Consider the following 21321-nt stretch of genomic DNA (forward strand, 5'->3'; position numbering starts at 1 on the left):
CTGATGCCTACCCATGACCTGGTCCCCGAGGGTTCTTCCCCCGATGAGTCGACCGGTTCCGGTCGCGTCGTGCTCGACTCGCAGGACGTCAACCGCGCGCTGAGCCGCATCTCGCACGAGATCCTCGAGCGCAACAGGAACGCCGCCGACCTGGTGCTCCTCGGCCTGCCCACGCGCGGCGTCCCGCTCGCCCAGCGGATCGCGGAGAAGATCCAGGCCGTCGAGGGCACGACCGTCCCGGTCGGTGCGCTCGACGTGACGATGTACCGCGACGACCTCAAGTCGCACCCCACGCGCAGCCCCCACAAGACCCAGGTGCCGCCCGGCGGCATCGACGGCAAGACCGTCGTGCTCGTCGACGACGTCCTCTACTCCGGGCGCACGATCCGGGCCGCGCTCGACGCGCTGTCCGACCTCGGCCGGCCGGCCGTCGTACGCCTGGCGGTGCTGGTGGACCGTGGCCACCGCGAGCTGCCGATCCGCGCCGACCACGTCGGCAAGAACCTGCCCAGCGCCCGGACCGAGCGCGTGAGCGTCCGGCTGGCCGAGACCGACGGCACCGACGAGGTGCGCATCGCAGAAGGGACGGGGGCGTGAAGAAGCACCTGCTCTCCATCGACGACGTCACCGCCGACGACATCGCCACGCTCTTCGAGACCGCCGCGGAGATGCACGACGTGCAGCGCCGCGACGTGAAGAAGCTGCCGGCGCTGCGTGGCAAGACCGTGATCAACCTCTTCTTCGAGGACTCCACCCGCACCCGGTCGAGCTTCGAGATCGCGGGCAAGTGGCTCTCCGCCGACGTCATCAACCTGTCCGCCAAGGGCTCGAGCACCTCCAAGGGCGAGTCCCTGCGCGACACCGTGCTGACGGTGACCGCGATGGGCATCGACGGCCTGGTCATGCGCCACTCGGCCTCCGGTGCCGCCCAGCAGGTGGCCGGCTGGCTCGACATCCCGGTCATCAACGCCGGCGACGGCACCCACGAGCACCCGACGCAGGCCCTGCTCGACGCCTACACGCTCACCCGGCACCTCGGCTCGCTCGAGGGGCGCCACATCGCGATCATCGGCGACCTGACCCACTCGCGCGTCTTCCGCTCCGGGGTGAAGTGCCTGACCAAGCTCGGCGCGGAGGTCACGGTCGTTGCCCCGCCGACGCTGATGCCCAGCGGCATCACCGCCTGGTCCAAGGACGCCGGCTTCGCCACGTCGTACGACGTCGACGCGGTGCTGCCCACCGCCGACGCCGTGATGATGCTCCGCGTCCAGAAGGAGCGGATGAGCGGCGGCTACTTCCCGACCGCGCGGGAGTACACCGTCGGCTACGGCCTGACCCGCGACCGCCTCAAGCTGCTCAAGGACGGCGCGCCGATCCTGCACCCCGGCCCGATGAACCGCGGGCTCGAGATCGCGCCGGAGGCCGCCGACGCCGCCACCAGCGCCGTGCTCGACCAGGTCTCCGCGGGTGTCGCGGTCCGCATGTCCGTGCTCTACCACCTGCTGGCCGGCCCCAGCACGACCACTGACCACGCGGGGGAGTGACTCCATGACTGACAAGACCCTCATCAAGGGCGCCCGGATCCTCGGCGGCGAGGCGGCCGACCTGCTGCTCGTCGACGGTGTGATCGCCGAGATCGGCAGCGGCCTCAGCGCCGCCGGCGCGGTCGAGGTCGACGCCGACGGCCTGGTCGCGCTGCCGGGCTTCGTCGACCTGCACACCCACCTGCGCCAGCCCGGCCGGGAGGACGCCGAGACGATCCTGACCGGCTCGCAGGCGGCTGCGGTCGGTGGCTTCACAGCCGTCCTCGCCATGGCCAACACGAACCCGGTGACCGACACGGCCGAGGCCGCCGAGCGGGTCTTCGACCTCGGTCGCACCGCGGGCCTGGTCGACGTGCAGCCGGTCGGCGCGGTCACCAAGGGCCTCGAGGGCCACGAGCTCGCCGAGCTCGGCCTGATGGCCCGTAGCCGCGCCAAGGTCCGGGTCTTCTCCGACGACGGCAAGTGCGTCCACGACGCCCGCGTCATGCGCCGGGCGCTGGAGTACGTCAAGGCATTCGGCGGCGTCGTCTCGCAGCACGCCCAGGACCCGACGCTCGCGCCGTACGGCAGCGCGTGCTGCCACGAGGGCGAGCTCTCCGGCCAGCTCGGCCTGCCCGGCTGGCCCGGCGTGGCCGAGGAGGTCATCGTCGCGCGCGACGTCATGCTCGCGCGCCACACCGGCAGCCGCGTGCACGTCGCCCACGTGTCCACGGCCGGCTCGGTCGAGGTCGTCCGCTGGGCCAAGGCGCAGGGCATCGACGTCACCTGCGAGGTCACGCCCCACCACCTGATCCTCACCACCGACGAGCTCGTCGGCTACGACCCGACGTACAAGGTCAACCCGCCGCTGCGCCCGGCCGAGGACGTCCAGGCGCTCCGGGCCGCGCTCGCCGAGGGTGTCATCGACGCCGTCGCGACCGACCACGCCCCGCACGCACGCCACGACAAGGAGCACGCCTTCGTCGACGCGGCGTTCGGCATGCTCGGCCTGGAGCAGGCGCTCTCCGTCGTCACCACGACGATGGTCGAGACCGGCCTGCTCGCCTGGGCCGGCGTCGCCCGGGTGCTCTCGGTCAACCCGGCGCGGATCGCCGGCCTCGACGGCCACGGCCGCGAGCTGGCCGTCGGCGCCCCCGCCAACCTCACCCTCGTCGACCCGTCGGCGAAGGTCACCGTGGACCGCGACGCGAGCGTGTCGCTGTCCCGCAACAACCCCTGGCACGGTCGCGAGCTGACCGGTGCCGTGCACGCCACCTACCTGCGTGGCAACGCAACCGTGATGGAAGGAAAGCTGGTCTGATGCTCAAGCCCGCCCTGCTCGTTCTCGAGGACGGACGCACCTTCCGCGGCGAGTCCTTCGGCGCCGAAGGTGAGACCTTCGGCGAAGCCGTCTTCTCCACCGGCATGTCCGGCTACCAGGAGACGCTGACCGACCCGTCGTACCACCGCCAGGTCGTCGTCATGACCGCGCCGCACGTCGGCAACACCGGCATGAACGACGAGGACCCGGAGTCCCGCAAGATCTGGGTCGCCGGCTACGTCGTGCGCGACCCCGCCCGCGTGCCCTCCAACTGGCGCTCGGTCCGCTCGCTCGACGACGAGCTCAGCAAGCAGGGCGTCGTCGGCATCTCCGGCATCGACACCCGCGCGCTCACCCGCCACCTCCGCGAGGCCGGCGCGATGCGCGTCGGCATCTCCACGGTCGAGACGGACCCGGCCGCCCTCCTGGTCAAGGTGCAGCAGTCGGCCGAGATGGCGGGCTCCAACCTCTCCGACGCGGTCACCACGCAGGAGGCGTACGTCGTCCCTGCGGTGGGCGAGAAGAAGCTCACCGTCGCCGCTGTCGACCTCGGCATCAAGGCGAACACGCCGCGGATGATGGCCGAGCGCGGCATCGAGGTCCACGTGCTGCCCTCGACCGCCACGCTCGAGGACGTCCAGGCGGTCAACCCCGACGGGCTCTTCTTCTCCAACGGCCCGGGTGACCCGGCCGCGACCACCGGCCAGGTCGAGCTGCTGCAGGCGGCGCTGGGTGCGGGCATCCCGTACTTCGGCATCTGCTTCGGCAACCAGCTCTTCGGCCGCGCGCTCGGCTTCGGCACCTACAAGCTGAAGTACGGCCACCGCGGCATCAACCAGCCGGTGATGGACCGCACGACCGGCAAGGTCGAGGTCACCGCGCACAACCACGGCTTCGCGGTCGACGCCCCGCTCGAGGGCTCCACCACCACGCCGTACGGCGAGGCCACGGTCTCGCACATCAACCTCAACGACGACTGCGTCGAGGGCCTGGAGCTGCAGGACGAGAAGGGCCTCAAGGCCTTCTCCGTGCAGTACCACCCCGAGGCGGCAGCCGGCCCGCACGACGCGGCGTACCTCTTCGACCGCTTCGTCGAGCTCATGAACAACCGGAAGGCCTGATCACAGATGCCCAAGCGCGACGACATCAAGTCCGTCCTCGTCATCGGCTCCGGCCCGATCATCATCGGCCAGGCCTGCGAGTTCGACTACTCCGGCACCCAGGCCTGCCGCATCCTCAAGGCGGAGGGCCTGCGGGTCATCCTCATCAACTCCAACCCGGCCACGATCATGACCGACCCGGAGTTCGCCGACGCGACGTACGTCGAGCCGATCACGCCCGAGTTCGTCGAGAAGGTCATCGCCAAGGAGCGCCCCGACGCGATCCTGCCGACCCTCGGTGGCCAGACCGCCCTCAACGCGGCCATCGCCGCGCACGAGAACGGCGTCCTCGAGAAGTACGGCGTCGAGATGATCGGCGCCAACTTCGACGCGATCCACCGCGGCGAGAACCGCGAGCTCTTCAACGCGATCGTCGAGAAGATCGGCGGCGAGGTCTGCCGCTCCGAGATCTGCCACACGATGGACGAGGTCGTGGCGGCTGTCGACAAGCTCGGCGGCGTCTACCCGGTCGTCATCCGCCCGTCCTTCACCATGGGCGGCACCGGCTCCGGCATCGCGTTCAACGAGGAGGAGCTGCGCCGCCTGGCGGGCGCCGGCCTCTCCGCGTCGCCGACCACCGAGGTCCTCATCGAGGAGTCGATCCTCGGCTGGAAGGAGTACGAGCTGGAGGTGATGCGCGACAAGAACGACAACGTCGTGATCATCTGCTCCATCGAGAACTTCGACCCGATGGGCACCCACACCGGTGACTCGATCACCGTCGCCCCGGCGATGACGCTCACCGACCGCGAGTACCAGCACCTGCGCGACCTGGCGATCGGCATCATCCGCGAGGTCGGCGTCGACACCGGCGGCTGCAACATCCAGTACGCCGTGAACCCGGCCGACGGCCGCGTCATCGTGATCGAGATGAACCCGCGTGTGTCGCGCTCCTCCGCGCTGGCGTCCAAGGCCACCGGCTACCCGATCGCCAAGATCGCCGCGAAGGTCGCCATCGGCTACACGCTCGACGAGATCGCCAACGACATCACCGAGGACACCGCCGCGTCGTTCGAGCCCACGCTCGACTACGTCGTCGTGAAGGTCCCGCGCTTCGCGTTCGAGAAGTTCCCGACCGCCGACGACACCCTCACCACGCACATGAAGTCCGTGGGCGAGGCGATGTCGATCGGCCGCAACTTCACCGAGGCGTTCAACAAGGCGCTCCGCTCCATGGAGAACAAGGCCGCCCCGTTCCGCTTCACCGGCGACGCGGGCGACAAGGCCGAGCTGCTCGAGCTGATCAAGCGCCCGCACGACGGCCGCGTCCAGAAGGTCATGCAGGCGATCCGCGCCGGCGCGACGCAGGAGGAGATCTTCGAGTCCACGAAGATCGACCCCTGGTTCGTCGACCAGCTCTTCCTCATCCACGAGGTCGCCGAGGCCACCACCGCGGCGCCCGCGCTCGACGAGGCCACGCTGCGGCTCGCCAAGCGCCACGGGCTCTCGGACGCCCAGGTCGCCGACATCCGCGGTCTGTCCGAGGCCGAGGTCCGCGCGGCGCGCTGGGCCACCGGCGTACGCCCGGTCTACAAGACGGTCGACACCTGCGCCGCCGAGTTCGCGGCCAAGACGCCGTACCACTACTCGTCGTACGACGAGGAGACCGAGGTCATGCCGCGCACCAAGCCGGCGGTGCTGATCCTCGGCTCGGGCCCCAACCGCATCGGCCAGGGCATCGAGTTCGACTACTCGTGCGTGCACGCCGCCCTGGAGCTCTCCAAGGCCGGCTACGAGACGATCATGGTCAACTGCAACCCGGAGACGGTCTCGACCGACTACGACACCGCTGACCGCCTCTACTTCGAGCCGCTGACGCTCGAGGACGTCCTCGAGATCTACCACGCCGAGCTCGCCTGCGGACCGGTCGCCGGTGTCATCGCGACGCTCGGTGGCCAGACGCCGCTCGGCCTGGCCCAGGGCCTCAAGGACGCCGGTGTCCCGATCGTCGGCACGCAGCCCGAGGCGATCGACCTCGCCGAGGAGCGCGGCGCCTTCGGCCGGGTGCTCGACGAGGCCGGCCTGGTCGCGCCGAAGCACGGCACGGCGGTCTCCTTCGAGGACGCCCGCGACATCGCCCACGGCATCGGCTACCCGGTGCTCGTGCGCCCGTCGTACGTCCTCGGCGGCCGCGGCATGCAGATCGTCTACTCCGACGACCAGCTCGAGTCCTACCTCGCCGCGGCGACGGACCTGATCAGCGAGGACCGTCCGGTCCTCATCGACCGGTTCATCGACGACGCCGTCGAGATCGACGTGGACGCGCTCTACGACGGCGAGGAGCTCTTCCTCGGCGGCGTCATGGAGCACATCGAGGAGGCCGGCATCCATTCCGGTGACTCGAGCTGTGCGCTCCCGCCGATCACCCTCGGCGCCGCCGAGATCAAGCGGATCCGCGCCGCGACCGAGGGCATCGCCAAGGGCGTCGGCGTGCGTGGCCTGATCAACATCCAGTTCGCGCTCGGCTCCGACGTGCTCTACGTGCTCGAGGCCAACCCGCGGGCCTCCCGCACGGTCCCGTTCGTCTCCAAGGCGACCGGCACCTCGCTGGCCAAGGCCGCGAGCCGCGTGATGATGGGCGAGACGATCGCCGAGCTGCGCAAGGCCGGTGTCCTCCCGGCGGAGGGCGACGGCGGCATGCTGCCGGCCGACGCCCCGATCGCGGTCAAGGAGGCGGTCCTGCCGTTCAACCGGTTCCGCACGCCGGAGGGCAAGTTCGTCGACTCCGTGCTCGGCCCGGAGATGAAGTCGACCGGTGAGGTCATGGGCTTCGACGCCGACTTCGGCACGGCCTTCAGCAAGGCCCAGGCCGCGGCGTACGGTCCGCTGCCGACGTCGGGCAAGGTCTTCATCTCGATCGCCAACCGCGACAAGCGCTCGATGATCTTCCCGGCCCGGGTGCTGGCGGACTACGGCTTCGAGCTGCTCGCCACGCAGGGCACGGTCGAGGTGCTCCGCCGCAACGGCATCGACGCCACCGTGGTGCGCAAGCACTTCGAGGGCGAGGGCGACGAGGGCGAGAAGACCTCGGTCCAGATGATCCTCGACGGCGAGATCGACCTGATCGTCAACACCCCCAACGGCTCGGCCTCCGAGGCGCGTGTCGACGGCTACGAGATCCGTGCCGCCGCCGTCCTCACCGGCACGCCGTGCATCACCACCGTCCAGGGCGCGGCTGCCGCGGTCCAGGGCATCGCGGCGGTGCGCGGCGGCGACATCGGCGTCCGCTCCCTCCAGGAGTGGGCCGAGATCATCACGCCGGAGATCGCCGCCGCCCCGGTCGAGGTGCAGGGGTGAGGAAGCCCTACGACGTCCTCTTCGACGGCGTCTTCTCGAAGATGGATCCCGAGAAGGCGCACGAGCAGGCGTTCGCGGCGATCCGTGCGGGCAGGCTCGCCACGAAGGCGTGGGGCTGCACGCTGAAGGCGGAGCCGGTCTCGGCGATGGGGCTGCAGTTCCCCAACGTGCTCGGCCTCGCCGCGGGCTTCGACAAGAACGCCGTCGGCATCGACGCGATCGCGGGCCTCGGCTTCGGTCACGTCGAGGTCGGCACGGTCACGGGCCACGCCCAGCCGGGCAACCCGAAGCCGCGTCTCTTCCGCCTCCTCGACGACCGCGCGGTCGTCAACCGCATGGGCTTCAACAACGACGGTGCCGAAGTCGTCGGGCGCCGGCTCGCCGAGCGAGCCGCGCGTCTGGGTGACAGGCGCGGCCCCGTGGTCGGCGTCAACATCGGCAAGACCAAGGTCGTGCCCGACGACGACATCGCCGCCGTCATCGCCGACCACGAGCGGTCCGTCGACCACCTCGCGCGGTACGCCGACTACCTCGTCGTCAACGTCAGCTCGCCCAACACCCCGGGCCTGCGCAACCTCCAGGCGGTCGAGAAGCTCGCTCCGCTCCTCGAGGCGGTGCGCAGGCGCACCGACGAGGTGGTCACCGACCGTCGCGTCCCGCTGGTCGTGAAGATCGCGCCGGACCTGGCCGACGACGACGTGCTCGCCGTCGCCGACATGGCGAAGGCGATCGGCCTCGACGGCATCACGGCGACCAACACCACGATCTCGCGCGACGGGCTCGCATCCCCGGCAGCCCGTGTCGCCGAGATCGGTGCAGGCGGCCTCTCCGGCCGACCGCTCACGCAGCGCTCGCTCGAGGTGCTCCGGCTCCTCAAGGGTCGCGTCGGCGACGACCTGACCCTGATCGGCGTCGGCGGCATCACCACCGTCGACGACGCCCGCGCCCGGCTCGACGCTGGCGCCGACCTGCTGCAGGGCTACACGGCGTTCATCTACGAGGGCCCGCTGTGGCCCCGCCGGATCGTGCGCGGGGTGCAGCCCCGCCGATGACGGACCGCCAATGACAGGCCAGGCCACCGCGGAGGTGCGGGTCAGCGAGCGCGTGGGTGCCTTCCAGCACGTCACGCTCGCGGCACCCGGCGTCGTGGAGACCTTCCGGCCGGGCAACTTCGTCAGCGTTGCGCTCGGCAGCCCCGGCCCGGGTGACGCGCACCTGCTGCGTCGCAGCTACTGGGTGCACCGCGTGCGGGCCTCGAGCACGCACGGCGCCACCGTGGACCTCGTGGTCCGGCCCGACGGCGTCGGCGGGCAGTGGCTCGCCGGACTGCCGGTCGGGTCACCGGTCGACCTGGTCGGTCCGCTGGGCCGCCCGTTCGCCCAGCCCAAGGAGGCCGTGCCGTGCCTCCTCGTCGGTGAGGGCTACGCCGCGAGCGCGCTCTTCCCGCTCGCCGAGCGCCTGGTCGAGCGGGGCTGTCCGGTGACGTTCCTCCTCGCCGGCGACACCGCCTCGGAGGTGATCGACGGCCTCGACGTACGCCGCTCGGCCCGGGCCGTCACGGTCGTCACCGCCGACGGTTCCATGGGAGCGCAGGGGAGTGTCGCGCAGGCGCTGCCCGGTGCGCTGCAGCGCTCGGAGGCGTCGGTCGTCTACGCCGCCGGCCCCACCAGCACGCTCCACGCGGTCGCCGGCATCTCCGAGCAGCACGGCGCGTGGAGCCAGGTCGCCCTGGAGGTCCCGCAGCCGTGCGGCACCGGCCTGTGCCACGGCTGCATCGTGCCCGCCGTCGGCGAGGACGCCATCGCGCACCGGGTCCGCGCCTGCGCCGAGGGACCTGTCTTCCGTGGCGACCGGATCCAGTGGGGGCTGCTGTGATCGCCCTCCACGTCGCCGCGGGCTGCGGCGGTACCGGCCGCGAGCTCGCGCCGTACGCCGACCTGACGGCGCTCGCCGGCTTCGTCACCCGCACGCTGACCCTCGACCCGCGTCGTGGCGGGCGCCTCCGCATCGCGGAGTCCCGCGGCGGCCTGGTCCGCGCCCACCAGCTGCAGAACCCGGGCGTGGACCGCTTCCTGACCGCTGAGCTGCCCTGGCTGGCGCAGCAGGGCGTGGCCACGTGGGCCTCGGTCGCGGGCTCCAGCCCTGCCGACATCGCCGCCGTCGTACGCCGCCTGGCGACCGCGCCCGGCCTGTCCGGCATCGAGCTCAACCTCGCCGTCGACGATGCGGCCTCGCAGCGGCTCCACGACGGCTCGACGCCCCGCGGTGCCGCCGAGGCCGTCCGGGCCGTGCTCGACATCCTGCCCGACAACCTCGCCCTCCACGTCAAGCTCGGTGCCGACGTACGCCGCCTGCCGGCCGTCGCCCGTGCCGTCGCCGAGGTGGGCTGCGACGCGCTCGTGATCGGCGGCGCGCTTCCGGCTGCGCTCGACAACGGCACGCCCGCGGAGCTGTCCGGCCCGGCGGTCCTGCCGGTCGCGCTCCGCGCCGTCCGCACCGTGCGCGCCGAGCTGCCGGAGTTCCCGCTGGTCGGCGTCGGGGGAGTGGCCACCGCCGCCGACGTCCGCGCCTTCGGGGCCGCCGGCGCCGGCGCGGTGCAGGTCGGCTCCGCCCTGCTGCACGACCCGTCCGCACTCGCCCGCATCACCTCCGAGCTCGAGGAGCAGTCCTGATGACTCAGCCGTTCGGCGCCCGCCTCCGCGCCGCCATGACCGACCGCGGCCCGCTCTGTCCCGGAATCGATCCGCACGCCTCGCTGCTCGAGGCCTGGGGACTGCCCGACACCGCCGATGGCTGCGAGCGCTTCGCCATGACGGCGGTCGAGGCCCTGGCCCCGGTCGTCTCCTCGATCAAGCCGCAGTCCGCCTTCTTCGAGCGCCACGGCTCGCGCGGCGTCGCCGTCCTCGAGAAGGTCATCGCCGCGTCCCGCGAGGCCGGCTGCCTGGTCATCCTCGACGTGAAGCGGGGCGACATCGGCACGACCGCCCAGGCCTACGCCGACGCCTACCTCGACCCGGCGAGCCCGCTGGCCTCCGACGCGATCACCGCCAGCCCCTACCTCGGGTTCGGGTCGCTCCTGCCCATGATCGAGACGGCTGCGCGGCACGGCGCCGGCGTCTTCGCGCTCGCCCTCACCTCCAACCCCGAGGCGCCGCGCTTCCAGCACGCCCGCACCGCAGACGGCTCCACGATCGCCGGCGAGGTCCTGGCCGGCCTCCGCGCCGCCAACGAGGGCGCCGACCCGCTGGGCTCCTTCGGCGCCGTCGTCGGCGCGACGATCGGCTCCACCGACGAGGCGCTCGACATCAACGGCCCGCTGCTCGTGCCCGGCATCGGCGCACAGGGCGGCACCGCCGAGGACGTACGCCGGATCTTCGGCGCCGCGGTCCGCAACGTCGTCCCGACCTCCACCCGCGAGATCCTCGGTGCCGGTCCGTCCGTGCAGGCGCTGCGCGATGCGGCGGCGCGGGCCAACGACCAGTTCGCCGCGCTCCTGTGAGGCCGTGCCGATGCAGCCGATGAAGCCGCTCGTCGCCGTCGCCCTCGTGGCGGCCTGCCTCACCACCACCGCCTGCGCGAGCGAGCAGGAGCAGTGGTGCGGCCACGTCAAGGACGCCGCGCCCACGCTCGGCAAGGCGCTCGACGAGGGCGGCGCCAAGCAGGGCCTCGTCGAGGCGTTGCCCACGCTTCGCGACCTCGCTGACGCGGCTCCCGACGACGTACGGGGTGAGTGGCGGACGCTCGTGGGCGCCGTCGAGGACCTCGCCGAGGCGCTGAAGGCCCACGACACGAAGGCGACCCACCAGGCGGCGCTCAAGCTGGCCTCGCCTGACGTCCGCCACGCTGCCGACACGGTCGAGCAGGAAGCCCGCGACGTCTGCCACACCGCGCTCTTCTGACCGCGACCTGCTCACTTGTCCGGTCCGCGTTGCCCGGTGTGGGATGTCGTGACTAGATTGGCCGCCTGCCCGCCCGACCCGACGCGAGGACCTGACACGTGGCCCTGCCCCAGCTGACCCCGGAACAACGCCAGGCTGCCCTCGACAAGGCCGCCGCCTCCCGCCGGGAGCGCGCCGAGGTCAAGAACCGGCTGAAGAATTCCGGCGCCTCGATCATGGACGTGATCCGCGAGGGCCAGGTCAACGAGGTCGTCGGCAAGATGAAGGTCGTCGACCTGCTCCAGTCGATGCCGGGCCTGGGCAAGGTGCGCGCTCGCCAGCTCATGGAGCGCCTCGCGATCGCCGAGAGCCGCCGCGTGCGCGGCCTGGGTGCCAAGCAGGTCGCGGCCCTCGAGGCCGAGTTCACCCGCGACTGATGGCTGATGCGACTGCCGGTCCACGCCTCCTGGTGCTGGCCGGCCCGACGGCCGTCGGCAAGGGCACCGTGGCTGCCGCCGTCCGTGAGGACTACCCCGACGTCTGGATCTCGGTCTCGGCGACGACGCGCAAGCCGCGCCCCGGCGAGGTCGATGGCGAGCACTACCACTTCGTCTCCGACGAAGAGTTCGACCGGATGATCGCCGAGGGTGACCTCCTGGAGTACGCCGTCGTCCACGGCCACGCCAAGTACGGCACCCCGCGCAAGCCGGTCGAGGCCGCTCTCGCCGAGGGCCGGCCCGCCATGCTGGAGATCGACCTCCAGGGCGCTCGGCAGGTCAAGGCCAACATGCCGGAGGCCCTCCTGGTCTTCCTCGCGCCCCCGTCCTGGGAGGAGCTGGTCCGCCGGCTCGTCGGTCGCGGCACCGAGACGGAGGCCGAGCGCGAGCGCCGGCTGGCGACCGCGAAGGTCGAGCTGGCCGCCGAGGCGGAGTTCGACGTGACGATCGTCAACCACGAAGTTCACGAGGCAGCCGCGGAGTTGGTAAAGTTGATGCGTGTCTGAGTCGGCGTCGCCGTCTCGCACTCCTGTTCCACCCCAGTTCCCCGAATTTAAGGCGTTCCCACGTGTCTGCTCCCACCGGCGAGGGTGTCACCAACCCGTCGATCGACGACCTGCTGACGAAGACCGACTCGAAGTACAAGCTGGTCCTCTACAGCGCGAAGCGGGCCCGGCAGATCAACGCCTACTACTCGCAGCTCGGCGAGGGCCTTCTCGAGTACGTCGGCCCGCTCGTCGACACCCACGTGCAGGAGAAGCCGCTGTCGATCGCGCTCCGCGAGATCAACGCTGACCTGCTGACCTGCGAGGACATCGACCCGGCCGAGATCGCCGCTGAGGAGGCCGCCCAGGCCGCCGCGGCTGCCGACGCCGGCTCGTTCACCGCCTCCGAGTGATCCGGGGCTGAGTCCGATGTCGCCGCGGGTCGTCCTCGGCGTCAGCGGCGGCATCGCGGCGTACAAGTCGTGCGAGCTGCTGCGGCGCTTCACCGAGTCCGGCCACGACGTGACCGTCGTTCCCACGGCGGCCGCACTGGAGTTCGTCGGGGCGCCCACCTGGGCTGCCCTGTCGGGCAAGCCGGTGGCGGCCGACGTGTGGACGCGCGTCGAGGCGGTTCCGCACGTCCACATCGGCCAGCACGCCGACCTGGTCGTGGTCGCGCCCGCGACCGCGGACATCATGGCCAAGGCCGCCCACGGCCTGGCCGACGACCTGCTGACGAACACCCTCCTCACGGCGCGCTGCCCCGTGGTCTTCGCCCCGGCGATGCACACGGAGATGTGGGAGCACCCGGCCACGCAGGCCAACGTCCGCACGCTCCGTGAGCGCGGGGCTGTCGTCATCGAGCCGGCCGAGGGCCGCCTGACCGGCAAGGACACCGGCAAGGGCCGGCTGCCCGACCCGGCGGAGATCTTCGAGCTCGCGCTCGACGTGCTCGCGCGCGGCGCGGTCGCGCCCGACCTGGCCGGCCGCCACGTCGTGGTCTCGGCCGGCGGCACGCGGGAGTACCTCGACCCGGTGCGCTTCCTCGGCAACCGCTCGAGCGGCCTCCAGGGCTACGCACTGGCCCGCGCGGCGGCCGCCCGCGGCGCCGAGGTCACCCTCGTGGCTGCCAACGTGACCTTGCCCGATCCCGCAGGCGTCAAGGTCGTGCGCGTCGAGACGACCGCACAGCTGCGTGACGCCGTGCTCACCGCAGCCCCCTCGGCTGACGCGGTCGTCATGGCCGCGGCACCCGCCGACTTCCGGCCCACCGCCGTCAGCGACGCCAAGATCAAGAAGGCCGACGACGGCTCTGCTCCCTCGATCACGCTCGAGCAGAACCCCGACATCCTCAAGGAGATCTCGCAGCACCGCCTGCGCGAGCACCAGGTGGTGGTCGGCTTCGCCGCCGAGACCGGAGACGCGACCGGGTCCGTCCTCGAGCTGGCCACGGCCAAGCTGGCCCGCAAGGGCTGCGACCTCCTGGTCGTCAACGACGTCTCCGGTGGCGCCGTCTTCGGCAGCCCGGACAACGAGGCGGTCATCCTCGGGGCCGACGGCACCCGGTCCGAGGTCCCGCGGGGGAGCAAGGCGAGCATCGCCCACGCCATCTGGGACCAGGTCACCGCCGTTCTTCGCCCCTGAAACGGCACCGCGGACCTGTAGGGTCCGTCCTATCTTTGAGTCAGACATCGCACCAATGCATGGGAGTGGAACGACTGTGGCTGGACGCCTCTTCACCTCGGAGTCCGTGACCGAGGGTCACCCCGACAAGATCGCTGACCAGATCAGCGACACGATCCTCGACGCGCTGCTGACCGACGACCCGATGAGCCGCGTGGCCGTCGAGACGCTCGTGACGACGGGCCTCGTCATGGTCGCGGGCGAGGTCACCACCTCGACGTACGCCCCGATCGCCCAGCTCGTCCGCGCGAAGGTCCTCGAGATCGGCTACGACGCCTCCGACAAGGGCTTCGACGGCAACTCGTGCGGCGTGCAGATCGCCATCGGCGCCCAGTCGCCCGACATCGCGCAGGGCGTCGACGACGCCTTCGAGGAGCGCGTCGACGGCTCCGGCGACGAGCTCGACAAGCAGGGCGCCGGCGACCAGGGCCTGATGTTCGGCTACGCCTGCGACGACACGCCCGAGCTCTTCCCGCTCCCGATCAAGATGGCCCAGACGCTCGCCGAGCGACTGACCGCGGTGCGCAAGGACGGCACGCTGCCGTACCTCCGTCCCGACGGCAAGACCCAGGTCACCATCGAGTACGACGAGGACGACCGCGCCGTGCGCGTCGACGCCGTCGTCCTGTCGACCCAGCACTCCGAGGACGTCGACCAGGAGACCCTCGCCAAGGACATCACCGTCCACGTCATCGAGCCGGTCCTCGAGCAGTTCAAGGGCTCGGTCCCGTCCGAGGGCCACAAGCTCTACATCAACCCGACCGGCCGGTTCGTGATCGGCGGCCCGATGGGTGACGCGGGCCTGACCGGTCGCAAGATCATCGTCGACACCTACGGCGGCATGGCCCGTCACGGTGGTGGCGCGTTCTCCGGCAAGGACCCGTCGAAGGTCGACCGCTCGGCCGCCTACGCCATGCGCTGGGTCGCGAAGAACATCGTCGCCGCGGGCCTGGCCCGTCGCGCCGAGGTCCAGGTCGCGTACGCCATCGGTGTCGCCAAGCCCGTCGGTGTCTTCGTCGAGACCTTCGGCACCGGCGTCGTCCCGGACGAGAAGATCCAGGAGGCCGTGCTCGAGGTCTTCGACCTGCGCCCGGCCGCGATCCTGCGCGACCTCGACCTGCGCCGCCCGATCTACGCCAAGACCGCGGCGTACGGCCACTTCGGCCGCGAGCTCCCCGAGTTCACGTGGGAGCGCACCGACCGCGCCGAGGCCCTCAAGGCCGCGGCGGGCATCTGATCCAGCGCACACACGACCGCGTCGTACCCCTGTCCACAGGCGGTACGACGCGGTCGCTGCGTTGTCGGGTGCTTCTGCCAGAGTTCTGCCCGTGAGCCGCGTGACCGAGGAGGAGCAGCCCGAGCTGGTGCCCGGGCTCGTGCGCGCGCAGGTCAAGGCGGCCAGGACGCGGGCCGCGAAGGCCGCCGCGCCGGTGACGAGCGCGTCGGTCGATCCCGTTGCGCGGGTGCTCGTCGACACCGGGCTGCCGCACCTGGACCGCACGTTCGACTACCTCGTGCCGGCCACGATGGCCGACGACGCTGTGCCGGGGTCGCGGGTCAAGGTCCGGTTCGCCGGCAAGGACGTCGACGGCTTCGTCGTGGAGCGTGCCGCCGCGAGCGAGCACGACGGGCGGCTGCAGCCGCTGCGGCGCACCGTCAGCCCCGTGCCCGTCCTCCAGCCCCAGGTCCTCGAGCTCGTCACGCGGATCGCCGCGCGCTACGCCGGGTCCCGCGGGGACCTGCTCCGGCTCGCCGTGCCGCCTCGCCACGCCACCGTCGAGCAGGAGCCCGCGCCCGAGGCTCATGGCGCCGTCGCGCAGCGCTACGACGCTCGGCTCGCGCAGCCGTGGGCCACCGTGGAGGACGGTGTCGAGCTCGTCACCTCGCTCGCGGCGGGGGCAGCACCGCGCGCCGTGTGGTCCGCGACGCCCGGCACTCTCCGCGGGCGGCCGACGTGGGTCCTCCAGATCGCCTCCGCCGTCGCCGCCACCGTCGCAAGCGGCAGGGGAGTGCTGGTCATCGTCCCCAATGCGCGCGAGGCGCAGATCGTCTCCGACGGGCTCGCTCCCGTCGTGGAGCGGCACCTCGTGCTGCAGGCCGACGCCGGGCCTGCCCAGCGCTACCGCGACTTCCTGGCAGTGCTGCGGGGTGGCGTCGACGTGGTCGTCGGCACCCGCGCGGCGGCGTACGCGCCGGTCCGTGACCTGGGTCTGGTGATCCTGTGGGACGACGGCGACGACTCGCACGAGGAGCCCCGCGCGCCGTACCCCCACGTGCGCGAGGTGCTCCGCACACGCGCGGAGATCGAGGGGGCCGCCCTGCTGGTCGGCGGGCTGAGCCGCACCCCCGACGCGCAGCTCCTCGTGCGCACCGGGTTCGCCCGGTCGCTGGCGCCCGCGCGCGAGGCCCTGCGCGCTGCCCTTTCCGTGGCCGTGGCGGGCGCCACCGACCGCGACCTCGAGCGCGACCCCTTCGCCCGGAGCGCGCGACTGCCGCAGCAGGTCCACCAGCTCCTGCGGGCGGCTCTCGACGCCGGCCCCGTCCTCGTCCAGACACCGCGGCGCGGCTACGCCGCCGCGCTCGCCTGCGAGCGGTGTCGCACGGCCGCTCGCTGCGCAACGTGCGCCGGCCCTCTCACGCTGGCTTCCCCGACCGCACCGCCCACCTGCGGCTGGTGCGGGCGCGCGGAAGAAGCCTGGGCCTGCCGGGTCTGCGGGCACCGCGGCCTGCGCGCGCCCGTCGTCGGCGAGGTCCGCACCGCGGAAGAGCTGGGCCGTGCCTTCCCGGGCGCGCGGGTGGTCGCCTCCGGCGGCGACCGGATCCTCGACGTCGCTCCCTCCACGCCCCGCACGATCGTGGTCGCGACACCGGGTGCCGAGCCACCCTCAGCGGAGGGCTACGCCGCTGTCGTGCTGCTCGACACCTGGCTGATGCTCGCCCGCCCCGACCTCCGCGTGCGCGAGGAGGCGCTCCGCCGCTGGATGACGGCGTCCGCCGTCGTCCACCCGGGCGGGCGCGTGCTCGCCGTGGGCGATGCCGCCGACCCGACCCTGCAGGCGCTCGTTCGGTGGGACCCCGTCGGTCACGCCGAGCGCGAGCTCGCCGACCGCGCCTCGGCCCACATGCCGCCCGCCTGCCGCGTCGCGACGCTGACCGGCACCCTGGGCGCCGTCGACGACGCGATGACGGTGCTGTCGCTACCTCCCGGCACCGAGGTGCTCGGCCCGGTCGAGCACGGCGATGACGTGGTCCGCACCGTGCTGCGCGTGCCGTGGGCGGCCGGAGAGGGGCTGACGGACGCCCTCGCTGAGCTGCAGCGCCTCCGCTCTGCTCGCCGGCTCGATCCCGTGCGCGTGCAGGTCGATCCCGTCACCCTCTGACCCCTCTCTAGACTCTCCTGCGTCATCCAGTGAAGGAGTTCCGTGGCCGTCCAGCCGATCCGCCTCTTCGGGGACCCGGTGCTGCGCAAGCGCGCCACCGAGGTCACCACCTTCGACCGCGAGCTCCAGCGGCTCGTCCAGGACCTCACCGACACGATGCTCGAAGCGCCCGGCGCCGGGCTCGCCGCTCCCCAGATCGGTGTCTCGCTGCGCGTCTTCACCTGGAACGTCGACGGCGAGGTCGGCCACCTGATCAACCCGACCCTGGAGCTCTCGCAGGAGATCCAGGACGGCCTCGAGGGCTGCCTCTCGCTGCCGGAGCTCACCTACGAGTGCAAGCGCGCTATGTCCGTCGTGGCGCAGGGCTTCGACATGCACGGCGATCCGCTGACCATCCACGGCTCGGAGCTGCTCGCCCGGGCCATCCAGCACGAGACCGACCACCTCGACGGCGTGCTCTTCATCGACAAGCTCGACACCGACGCGCGCAAGGCCGCCATGCGCCAGATCCGCGAGTCCGACTGGTTCGGCGACGCCGGCCAGCCGCAGATCAAGGTCTCGCCCCACCGCACCAACGGATTCGGGTTCTGATGCGCCTCGTCTTCGCCGGCACCCCGGAGGTCGCCGTCCCGTCCCTCGACGCACTTGCTGCATCGCCCCACGAGGTCGTCGCGGTCGTCACGCGTCCTGACGCCCCTGCCGGCCGCGGGCGCAAGCTGCTGCCGTCACCGGTCGCCGTACGCGCGGAGGAGCTGGGCATCCCGGTCCTCAAGCCGTCGCACCCGCGCGACCCGGAGTTCCAGGCGGCGCTCAAGGAGCTCGACCCCGACTGCTGCCCGGTCGTCGCCTACGGCGCCCTGCTTCCGCAGAGTGCGCTCGACATTCCGCGTCACGGCTGGGTCAACCTGCACTTCTCCCTGCTTCCCGCGTGGCGTGGCGCGGCACCCGTCCAGCGCTCGATCTGGGCCGGCGACGAGATCACCGGGGCGACCACGTTCCGCATCGTCCGGGAGCTCGACGCAGGGCCGACGTTCGGCATGATGACCGAGCGGGTCCGGCCCACCGACACGGCCGGCGACCTGCTGGACCGGCTCGCCGAGGGTGGTGCCGAGCTGCTCGTCCAGACGATCAGCGGCATCGAGTCCGGCCAGCTCGAGGCCCGCGAGCAGGAGACCGAGGGGCTGCTGTCCTACGCGCCCAAGATCCAGGTCGACGACGCCCGGATCTCCTGGAGCGAGCCCGCCGTCGGCGTGGACCGACGGATCCGTGCCTGCACCCCCTTCCCCGGGGCGTGGAGCACGTTCCAGGGCGAGCGGATCAAGATCGGGCCCGTCACCCCCGGCGCCACGTCCGACCTGGCCCCGGGGCAGCTCGAGGTCACCAAGAACGCCGTCTACGTCGGCACCGGTTCGACCGTGGTCAAGCTCGGCGAGGTCAAGGCGTTCGGCAAGAAGCAGATGGCGGCGGCCGACTGGGCGCGAGGCATCCAGGACTTCCCCGCAGACGCGAGCTTCGAGTGACGACCAGCCGCCCCGCGACATTCGAGGACATCCACGCGCCGGGGCCGACGGAGGTCGACCCGGCGACAGGCGCGCCGTACGACGACCTGCTGGTGGTCGGCACCGGCTCGGCGGCGGACACGGTGGCGCGGGCCGGCGACGAGCAGGCCTTCCTCACGGAGCGCGGCCATGGCTGACCCGCGCCGCAAGGGCAACCGCCGCCCGGCTCCGCAGGCGGGTGGCCGACCGCCGAAGCCGCGTCCAGCCGCCGATCCCACCCGCCGCGCGGCGTACGACGTGATGACGGCCGTCCGCGTCGACGGCGCCTACACCAACCTGCTGCTGCCCCAGGTGCTCCGCAAGTACGACCTCGAGGGCCGCGACGCCGCCTTCACGACCGAGCTCGTCAGCGGCACGATCCGCCGCCAGGGCACCTATGACGTGATCATCGGCGCCTGCGCGGACCGTCCGCTCGCGCGGATCGAGGCCAAGGTGCTCGACGCACTGCGGCTCGGCACCCACCAGCTGCTCTCGATGCGGGTGCCGGCCCACGCGGCGATCTCGACGACGGTCGACCTGGTCCGCAGCACCGTCGGCCAGGGTCCGGCCGGGTTCTCCAACGCCGTGCTGCGGCGCGTGGGGGAGAAGCCGCTCGAGGAGTGGGTCCGCCTGCTCGCGCCGACGAAGGTGCACGAGTTCGCGGCGTTCGCCCACTCGCACCCGCTCTGGGTGGTCGACGCCCTCGCCGAGGCGCTGGCCGCGGAGAAGCCCGCCGACGTCCGGTCGGAGCTCGACGCGCTGCTCGCCGCGGACAACGCCGCCCCCCGGGTCATGCTCGTCGCACGCCCCGGCCTGGCGACGCTCGACGAGCTGGTCCTCGCCGGCGGCGAGCCCACCGGCCGCTCGCCGTACGCCGTGGAGCTGGGTGGCGGCGACCCCTCGGTCATCCCCGCCGTGGCCGAGGGCCGCGCGGGGGTGCAGGACGAAGGCTCGCAGCGTGTCGCGCTGGCGCTCGCCGCAGCTCCGCTCGAGGGCCGCGACGAGCGCTGGCTCGACCTCTGCTCGGGCCCCGGCGGCAAGACCGCCCTGCTGGCTGCCGTGGCGGCACAGCGCGGGGCACTCGTGGTCGCCAACGAGCGCCAGCACCACCGCGCCCGGCTCGTCGCGCAGGGTGTTCGCGCGGCAGGCGCGGGCATGGCCGGGGTGATCACCGGCGACGGCACGCAGCCTGCGTGGGCCTCTGCGGCGTTCGACCGCGTCCTCGTCGACGCGCCGTGCTCGGGGCTGGGCGCGCTGCGGCGCAGGCCCGAGGCGCGCTGGCGCAAGACACCTGCGGAGGTCGAGGAGCTCGTACCGCTGCAGACTGCGCTGCTCGACACCGCCGTCGACGCGGTCCGGGCCGGTGGCGTCGTGGTCTACGCGACGTGCTCGCCCGTCCTCGCGGAGACGCGCGGGGTGGTCGACGCAGTGGCGCGCACACGCACCGACGTCACGGTCGAGCGCACCGAGCAGCTGTGGCCACACCGCGACGGCTGCGACGCGATGTACCTCGCGGTGCTCCGCCGCGGCTGACGCCCGCGCCCCTATGCTCGGGCCATGGCCAGCCCATTCGTCGAGATCGAGGTCCCGCCGACCGACGGCGACGGTGAGCTGCGCACCGTCAAGGTGACCAACCCGGACCGGGTCTACTTCCCGGCGACCGGTGCCACCAAGCTCGACCTCGTCGAGTACTACCTGAGCGTCGGCCCCGGCATCGTCAACGCACTGCGCGAGCGTCCGTGCATGCTGCACCGCTTCCCGAAAGGGCTCGCGGGCGACAAGGTCCACCAGAAGCGGATCCCCGGCGGAGCACCGCCGTGGGTCGAGACGGTCGAGCTCTTCTTCCCGCGCTGGGGCCGCACGGCCGACGAGCTCTGCGTGACCGAGCTCGGCTCGGTGATCTGGGCCGTGCAGATGTCGACGGTCGAGTTCCACCCGTGGAACAGCCGGCGCGCCGACACCGAGAAGCCGGACGAGTGGCGGATCGACCTCGACCCCGGACCGGAGTGCGACTGGGCGACGGTCCAGCGGACCGCCGCCATCGTCCACGAGGTGCTCGACGAGCTCGGGGCCGTCGGGTTCCCCAAGACCAGCGGCGGCAACGGCATCCACGTCTACGTGCGGATCCCTCCCGACCACGGCTTCCAGGACGTACGCCGCGCGGCCCACGCCTTCGCCCGCGAGGTCGAACGCCGCTCGCCGGCCGAGGTGACGACCGCGTGGTGGCGCAAGGACCGCGACCCCTCGCAGCTCTTCATCGACTACAACCAGAACACCCGCGACCACACGATCGCGGCGGCGTACTCCGTGCGCGGTGTGCCGACCGCTCGCGTGTCGGCGCCGGTGACGTGGGACGAGATCCCCGACTGCGAGGCGGAGGACTTCACCATCGCAACGATGCCGGCGCGCTTCGCCGAGCTCGGCGACCTGCACGAGAGCATCGACGACCACCCGTGGGACATCGGTCCGCTGCTGGAGTGGGCAGACCGCGACGACGCGGCAGGGGAGTCGGCGCCAGCCGCCGAGGAGTAGTGGGCGAGGAGCAGTGGGAAAGCGATT

The 21321-nt window shown here is 72.2% G+C and carries 21 protein-coding genes; all 21 read left to right on the forward strand.

Features of this window, described 5'->3' with window-relative positions:
- The first annotated feature begins 3 nt into the window (after positions 1-3).
- Positions 4-597 (forward strand): bifunctional pyr operon transcriptional regulator/uracil phosphoribosyltransferase PyrR, encoded by a 594-nt coding sequence (gene pyrR / locus IEX47_RS13220; RefSeq protein WP_188784482.1) that lies wholly within the window; start codon positions 4-6, stop codon positions 595-597.
- The gene (locus IEX47_RS13225) at positions 594-1544 is read left to right on the forward strand and encodes an aspartate carbamoyltransferase catalytic subunit (RefSeq protein WP_188784483.1); all 951 of its coding nucleotides are present in this window, start codon (positions 594-596) and stop codon (positions 1542-1544) included. Before pyrR ends, IEX47_RS13225 begins: the two co-directional genes overlap by 4 nt.
- 4 nt (positions 1545-1548) lie before the next feature.
- A complete protein-coding gene (locus tag IEX47_RS13230) occupies positions 1549-2844 on the forward strand; it encodes a dihydroorotase (protein WP_188784484.1) in 1296 nt (431 codons plus the stop codon).
- Positions 2844-3965 carry a glutamine-hydrolyzing carbamoyl-phosphate synthase small subunit gene (carA, locus tag IEX47_RS13235; RefSeq protein WP_188784485.1) on the forward strand — a complete coding sequence of 374 codons (1122 nt, stop codon included), beginning with the start codon at positions 2844-2846 and terminating at the stop codon, positions 3963-3965. The genes IEX47_RS13230 and carA overlap by 1 nt, the downstream gene beginning before the upstream one ends.
- A 6-nt stretch (positions 3966-3971) precedes the next feature.
- Positions 3972-7301 carry a carbamoyl-phosphate synthase large subunit gene (gene carB / locus IEX47_RS13240; RefSeq protein ID WP_188784486.1) on the forward strand — a complete coding sequence of 1110 codons (3330 nt, stop codon included), beginning with the start codon at positions 3972-3974 and terminating at the stop codon, positions 7299-7301.
- Positions 7298-8353, forward strand: a complete 1056-nt coding sequence (locus tag IEX47_RS13245) for a quinone-dependent dihydroorotate dehydrogenase (RefSeq protein ID WP_188784487.1) — start codon at positions 7298-7300, stop codon at positions 8351-8353. The genes carB and IEX47_RS13245 overlap by 4 nt, the downstream gene beginning before the upstream one ends.
- A 10-nt stretch (positions 8354-8363) precedes the next feature.
- Positions 8364-9176 (forward strand): iron-sulfur cluster-binding protein, encoded by an 813-nt coding sequence (locus IEX47_RS13250; protein WP_188784488.1) that lies wholly within the window; start codon positions 8364-8366, stop codon positions 9174-9176.
- On the forward strand, positions 9173-9973 hold the full coding sequence (locus tag IEX47_RS13255) for a tRNA-dihydrouridine synthase (protein ID WP_188784489.1): 801 nt from the start codon (positions 9173-9175) through the stop codon (positions 9971-9973). Before IEX47_RS13250 ends, IEX47_RS13255 begins: the two co-directional genes overlap by 4 nt.
- The gene (gene pyrF / locus IEX47_RS13260; protein ID WP_188784490.1) at positions 9973-10800 is read left to right on the forward strand and encodes an orotidine-5'-phosphate decarboxylase; all 828 of its coding nucleotides are present in this window, start codon (positions 9973-9975) and stop codon (positions 10798-10800) included. Before IEX47_RS13255 ends, pyrF begins: the two co-directional genes overlap by 1 nt.
- A 10-nt stretch (positions 10801-10810) precedes the next feature.
- A complete protein-coding gene (locus IEX47_RS13265) occupies positions 10811-11200 on the forward strand; it encodes a hypothetical protein (protein WP_188784491.1) in 390 nt (129 codons plus the stop codon).
- A gap of 98 nt (positions 11201-11298) precedes the next feature.
- Positions 11299-11616 carry an integration host factor, actinobacterial type gene (gene mihF, locus IEX47_RS13270; protein ID WP_107699602.1) on the forward strand — a complete coding sequence of 106 codons (318 nt, stop codon included), beginning with the start codon at positions 11299-11301 and terminating at the stop codon, positions 11614-11616.
- The gene (gene gmk, locus IEX47_RS13275) at positions 11616-12182 is read left to right on the forward strand and encodes a guanylate kinase (protein WP_188784492.1); all 567 of its coding nucleotides are present in this window, start codon (positions 11616-11618) and stop codon (positions 12180-12182) included. Before mihF ends, gmk begins: the two co-directional genes overlap by 1 nt.
- 62 nt (positions 12183-12244) lie before the next feature.
- Entirely contained in the window at positions 12245-12574 is a 330-nt protein-coding gene (gene rpoZ / locus IEX47_RS13280; RefSeq protein ID WP_188784493.1) for a DNA-directed RNA polymerase subunit omega, read from the forward strand.
- Between the two features lie 16 nt (positions 12575-12590).
- Complete coding sequence (gene coaBC, locus IEX47_RS13285; protein ID WP_188784494.1) at positions 12591-13805, forward strand: bifunctional phosphopantothenoylcysteine decarboxylase/phosphopantothenate--cysteine ligase CoaBC; 1215 nt, start codon at positions 12591-12593, stop codon at positions 13803-13805.
- A 76-nt stretch (positions 13806-13881) separates the two neighbouring features.
- On the forward strand, positions 13882-15081 hold the full coding sequence (metK, locus tag IEX47_RS13290) for a methionine adenosyltransferase (protein WP_229662864.1): 1200 nt from the start codon (positions 13882-13884) through the stop codon (positions 15079-15081).
- A 91-nt stretch (positions 15082-15172) separates the two neighbouring features.
- Entirely contained in the window at positions 15173-17224 is a 2052-nt protein-coding gene (locus IEX47_RS13295; RefSeq protein ID WP_229662865.1) for a primosomal protein N', read from the forward strand.
- A gap of 42 nt (positions 17225-17266) precedes the next feature.
- The gene (gene def, locus IEX47_RS13300) at positions 17267-17815 is read left to right on the forward strand and encodes a peptide deformylase (RefSeq protein ID WP_188784496.1); all 549 of its coding nucleotides are present in this window, start codon (positions 17267-17269) and stop codon (positions 17813-17815) included.
- Positions 17815-18744 carry a methionyl-tRNA formyltransferase gene (fmt, locus tag IEX47_RS13305; RefSeq protein WP_188784497.1) on the forward strand — a complete coding sequence of 310 codons (930 nt, stop codon included), beginning with the start codon at positions 17815-17817 and terminating at the stop codon, positions 18742-18744. The genes def and fmt overlap by 1 nt, the downstream gene beginning before the upstream one ends.
- Positions 18741-18920 (forward strand): hypothetical protein, encoded by a 180-nt coding sequence (locus tag IEX47_RS13310; protein WP_188784498.1) that lies wholly within the window; start codon positions 18741-18743, stop codon positions 18918-18920. Before fmt ends, IEX47_RS13310 begins: the two co-directional genes overlap by 4 nt.
- Positions 18913-20295: an RsmB/NOP family class I SAM-dependent RNA methyltransferase gene (locus tag IEX47_RS13315; protein ID WP_188784499.1), complete on the forward strand. Its 1383-nt coding sequence runs from the start codon at positions 18913-18915 to the stop codon at positions 20293-20295. Before IEX47_RS13310 ends, IEX47_RS13315 begins: the two co-directional genes overlap by 8 nt.
- A gap of 24 nt (positions 20296-20319) precedes the next feature.
- Complete coding sequence (gene ligD / locus IEX47_RS13320; RefSeq protein WP_188784500.1) at positions 20320-21294, forward strand: non-homologous end-joining DNA ligase; 975 nt, start codon at positions 20320-20322, stop codon at positions 21292-21294.
- The last annotated feature ends 27 nt before the right edge of the window (positions 21295-21321 follow it).

Origin of the sequence: Nocardioides phosphati (assembly GCF_014646375.1) — a bacterium.
GTDB classification, from domain to species: domain Bacteria; phylum Actinomycetota; class Actinomycetes; order Propionibacteriales; family Nocardioidaceae; genus Nocardioides; species Nocardioides phosphati.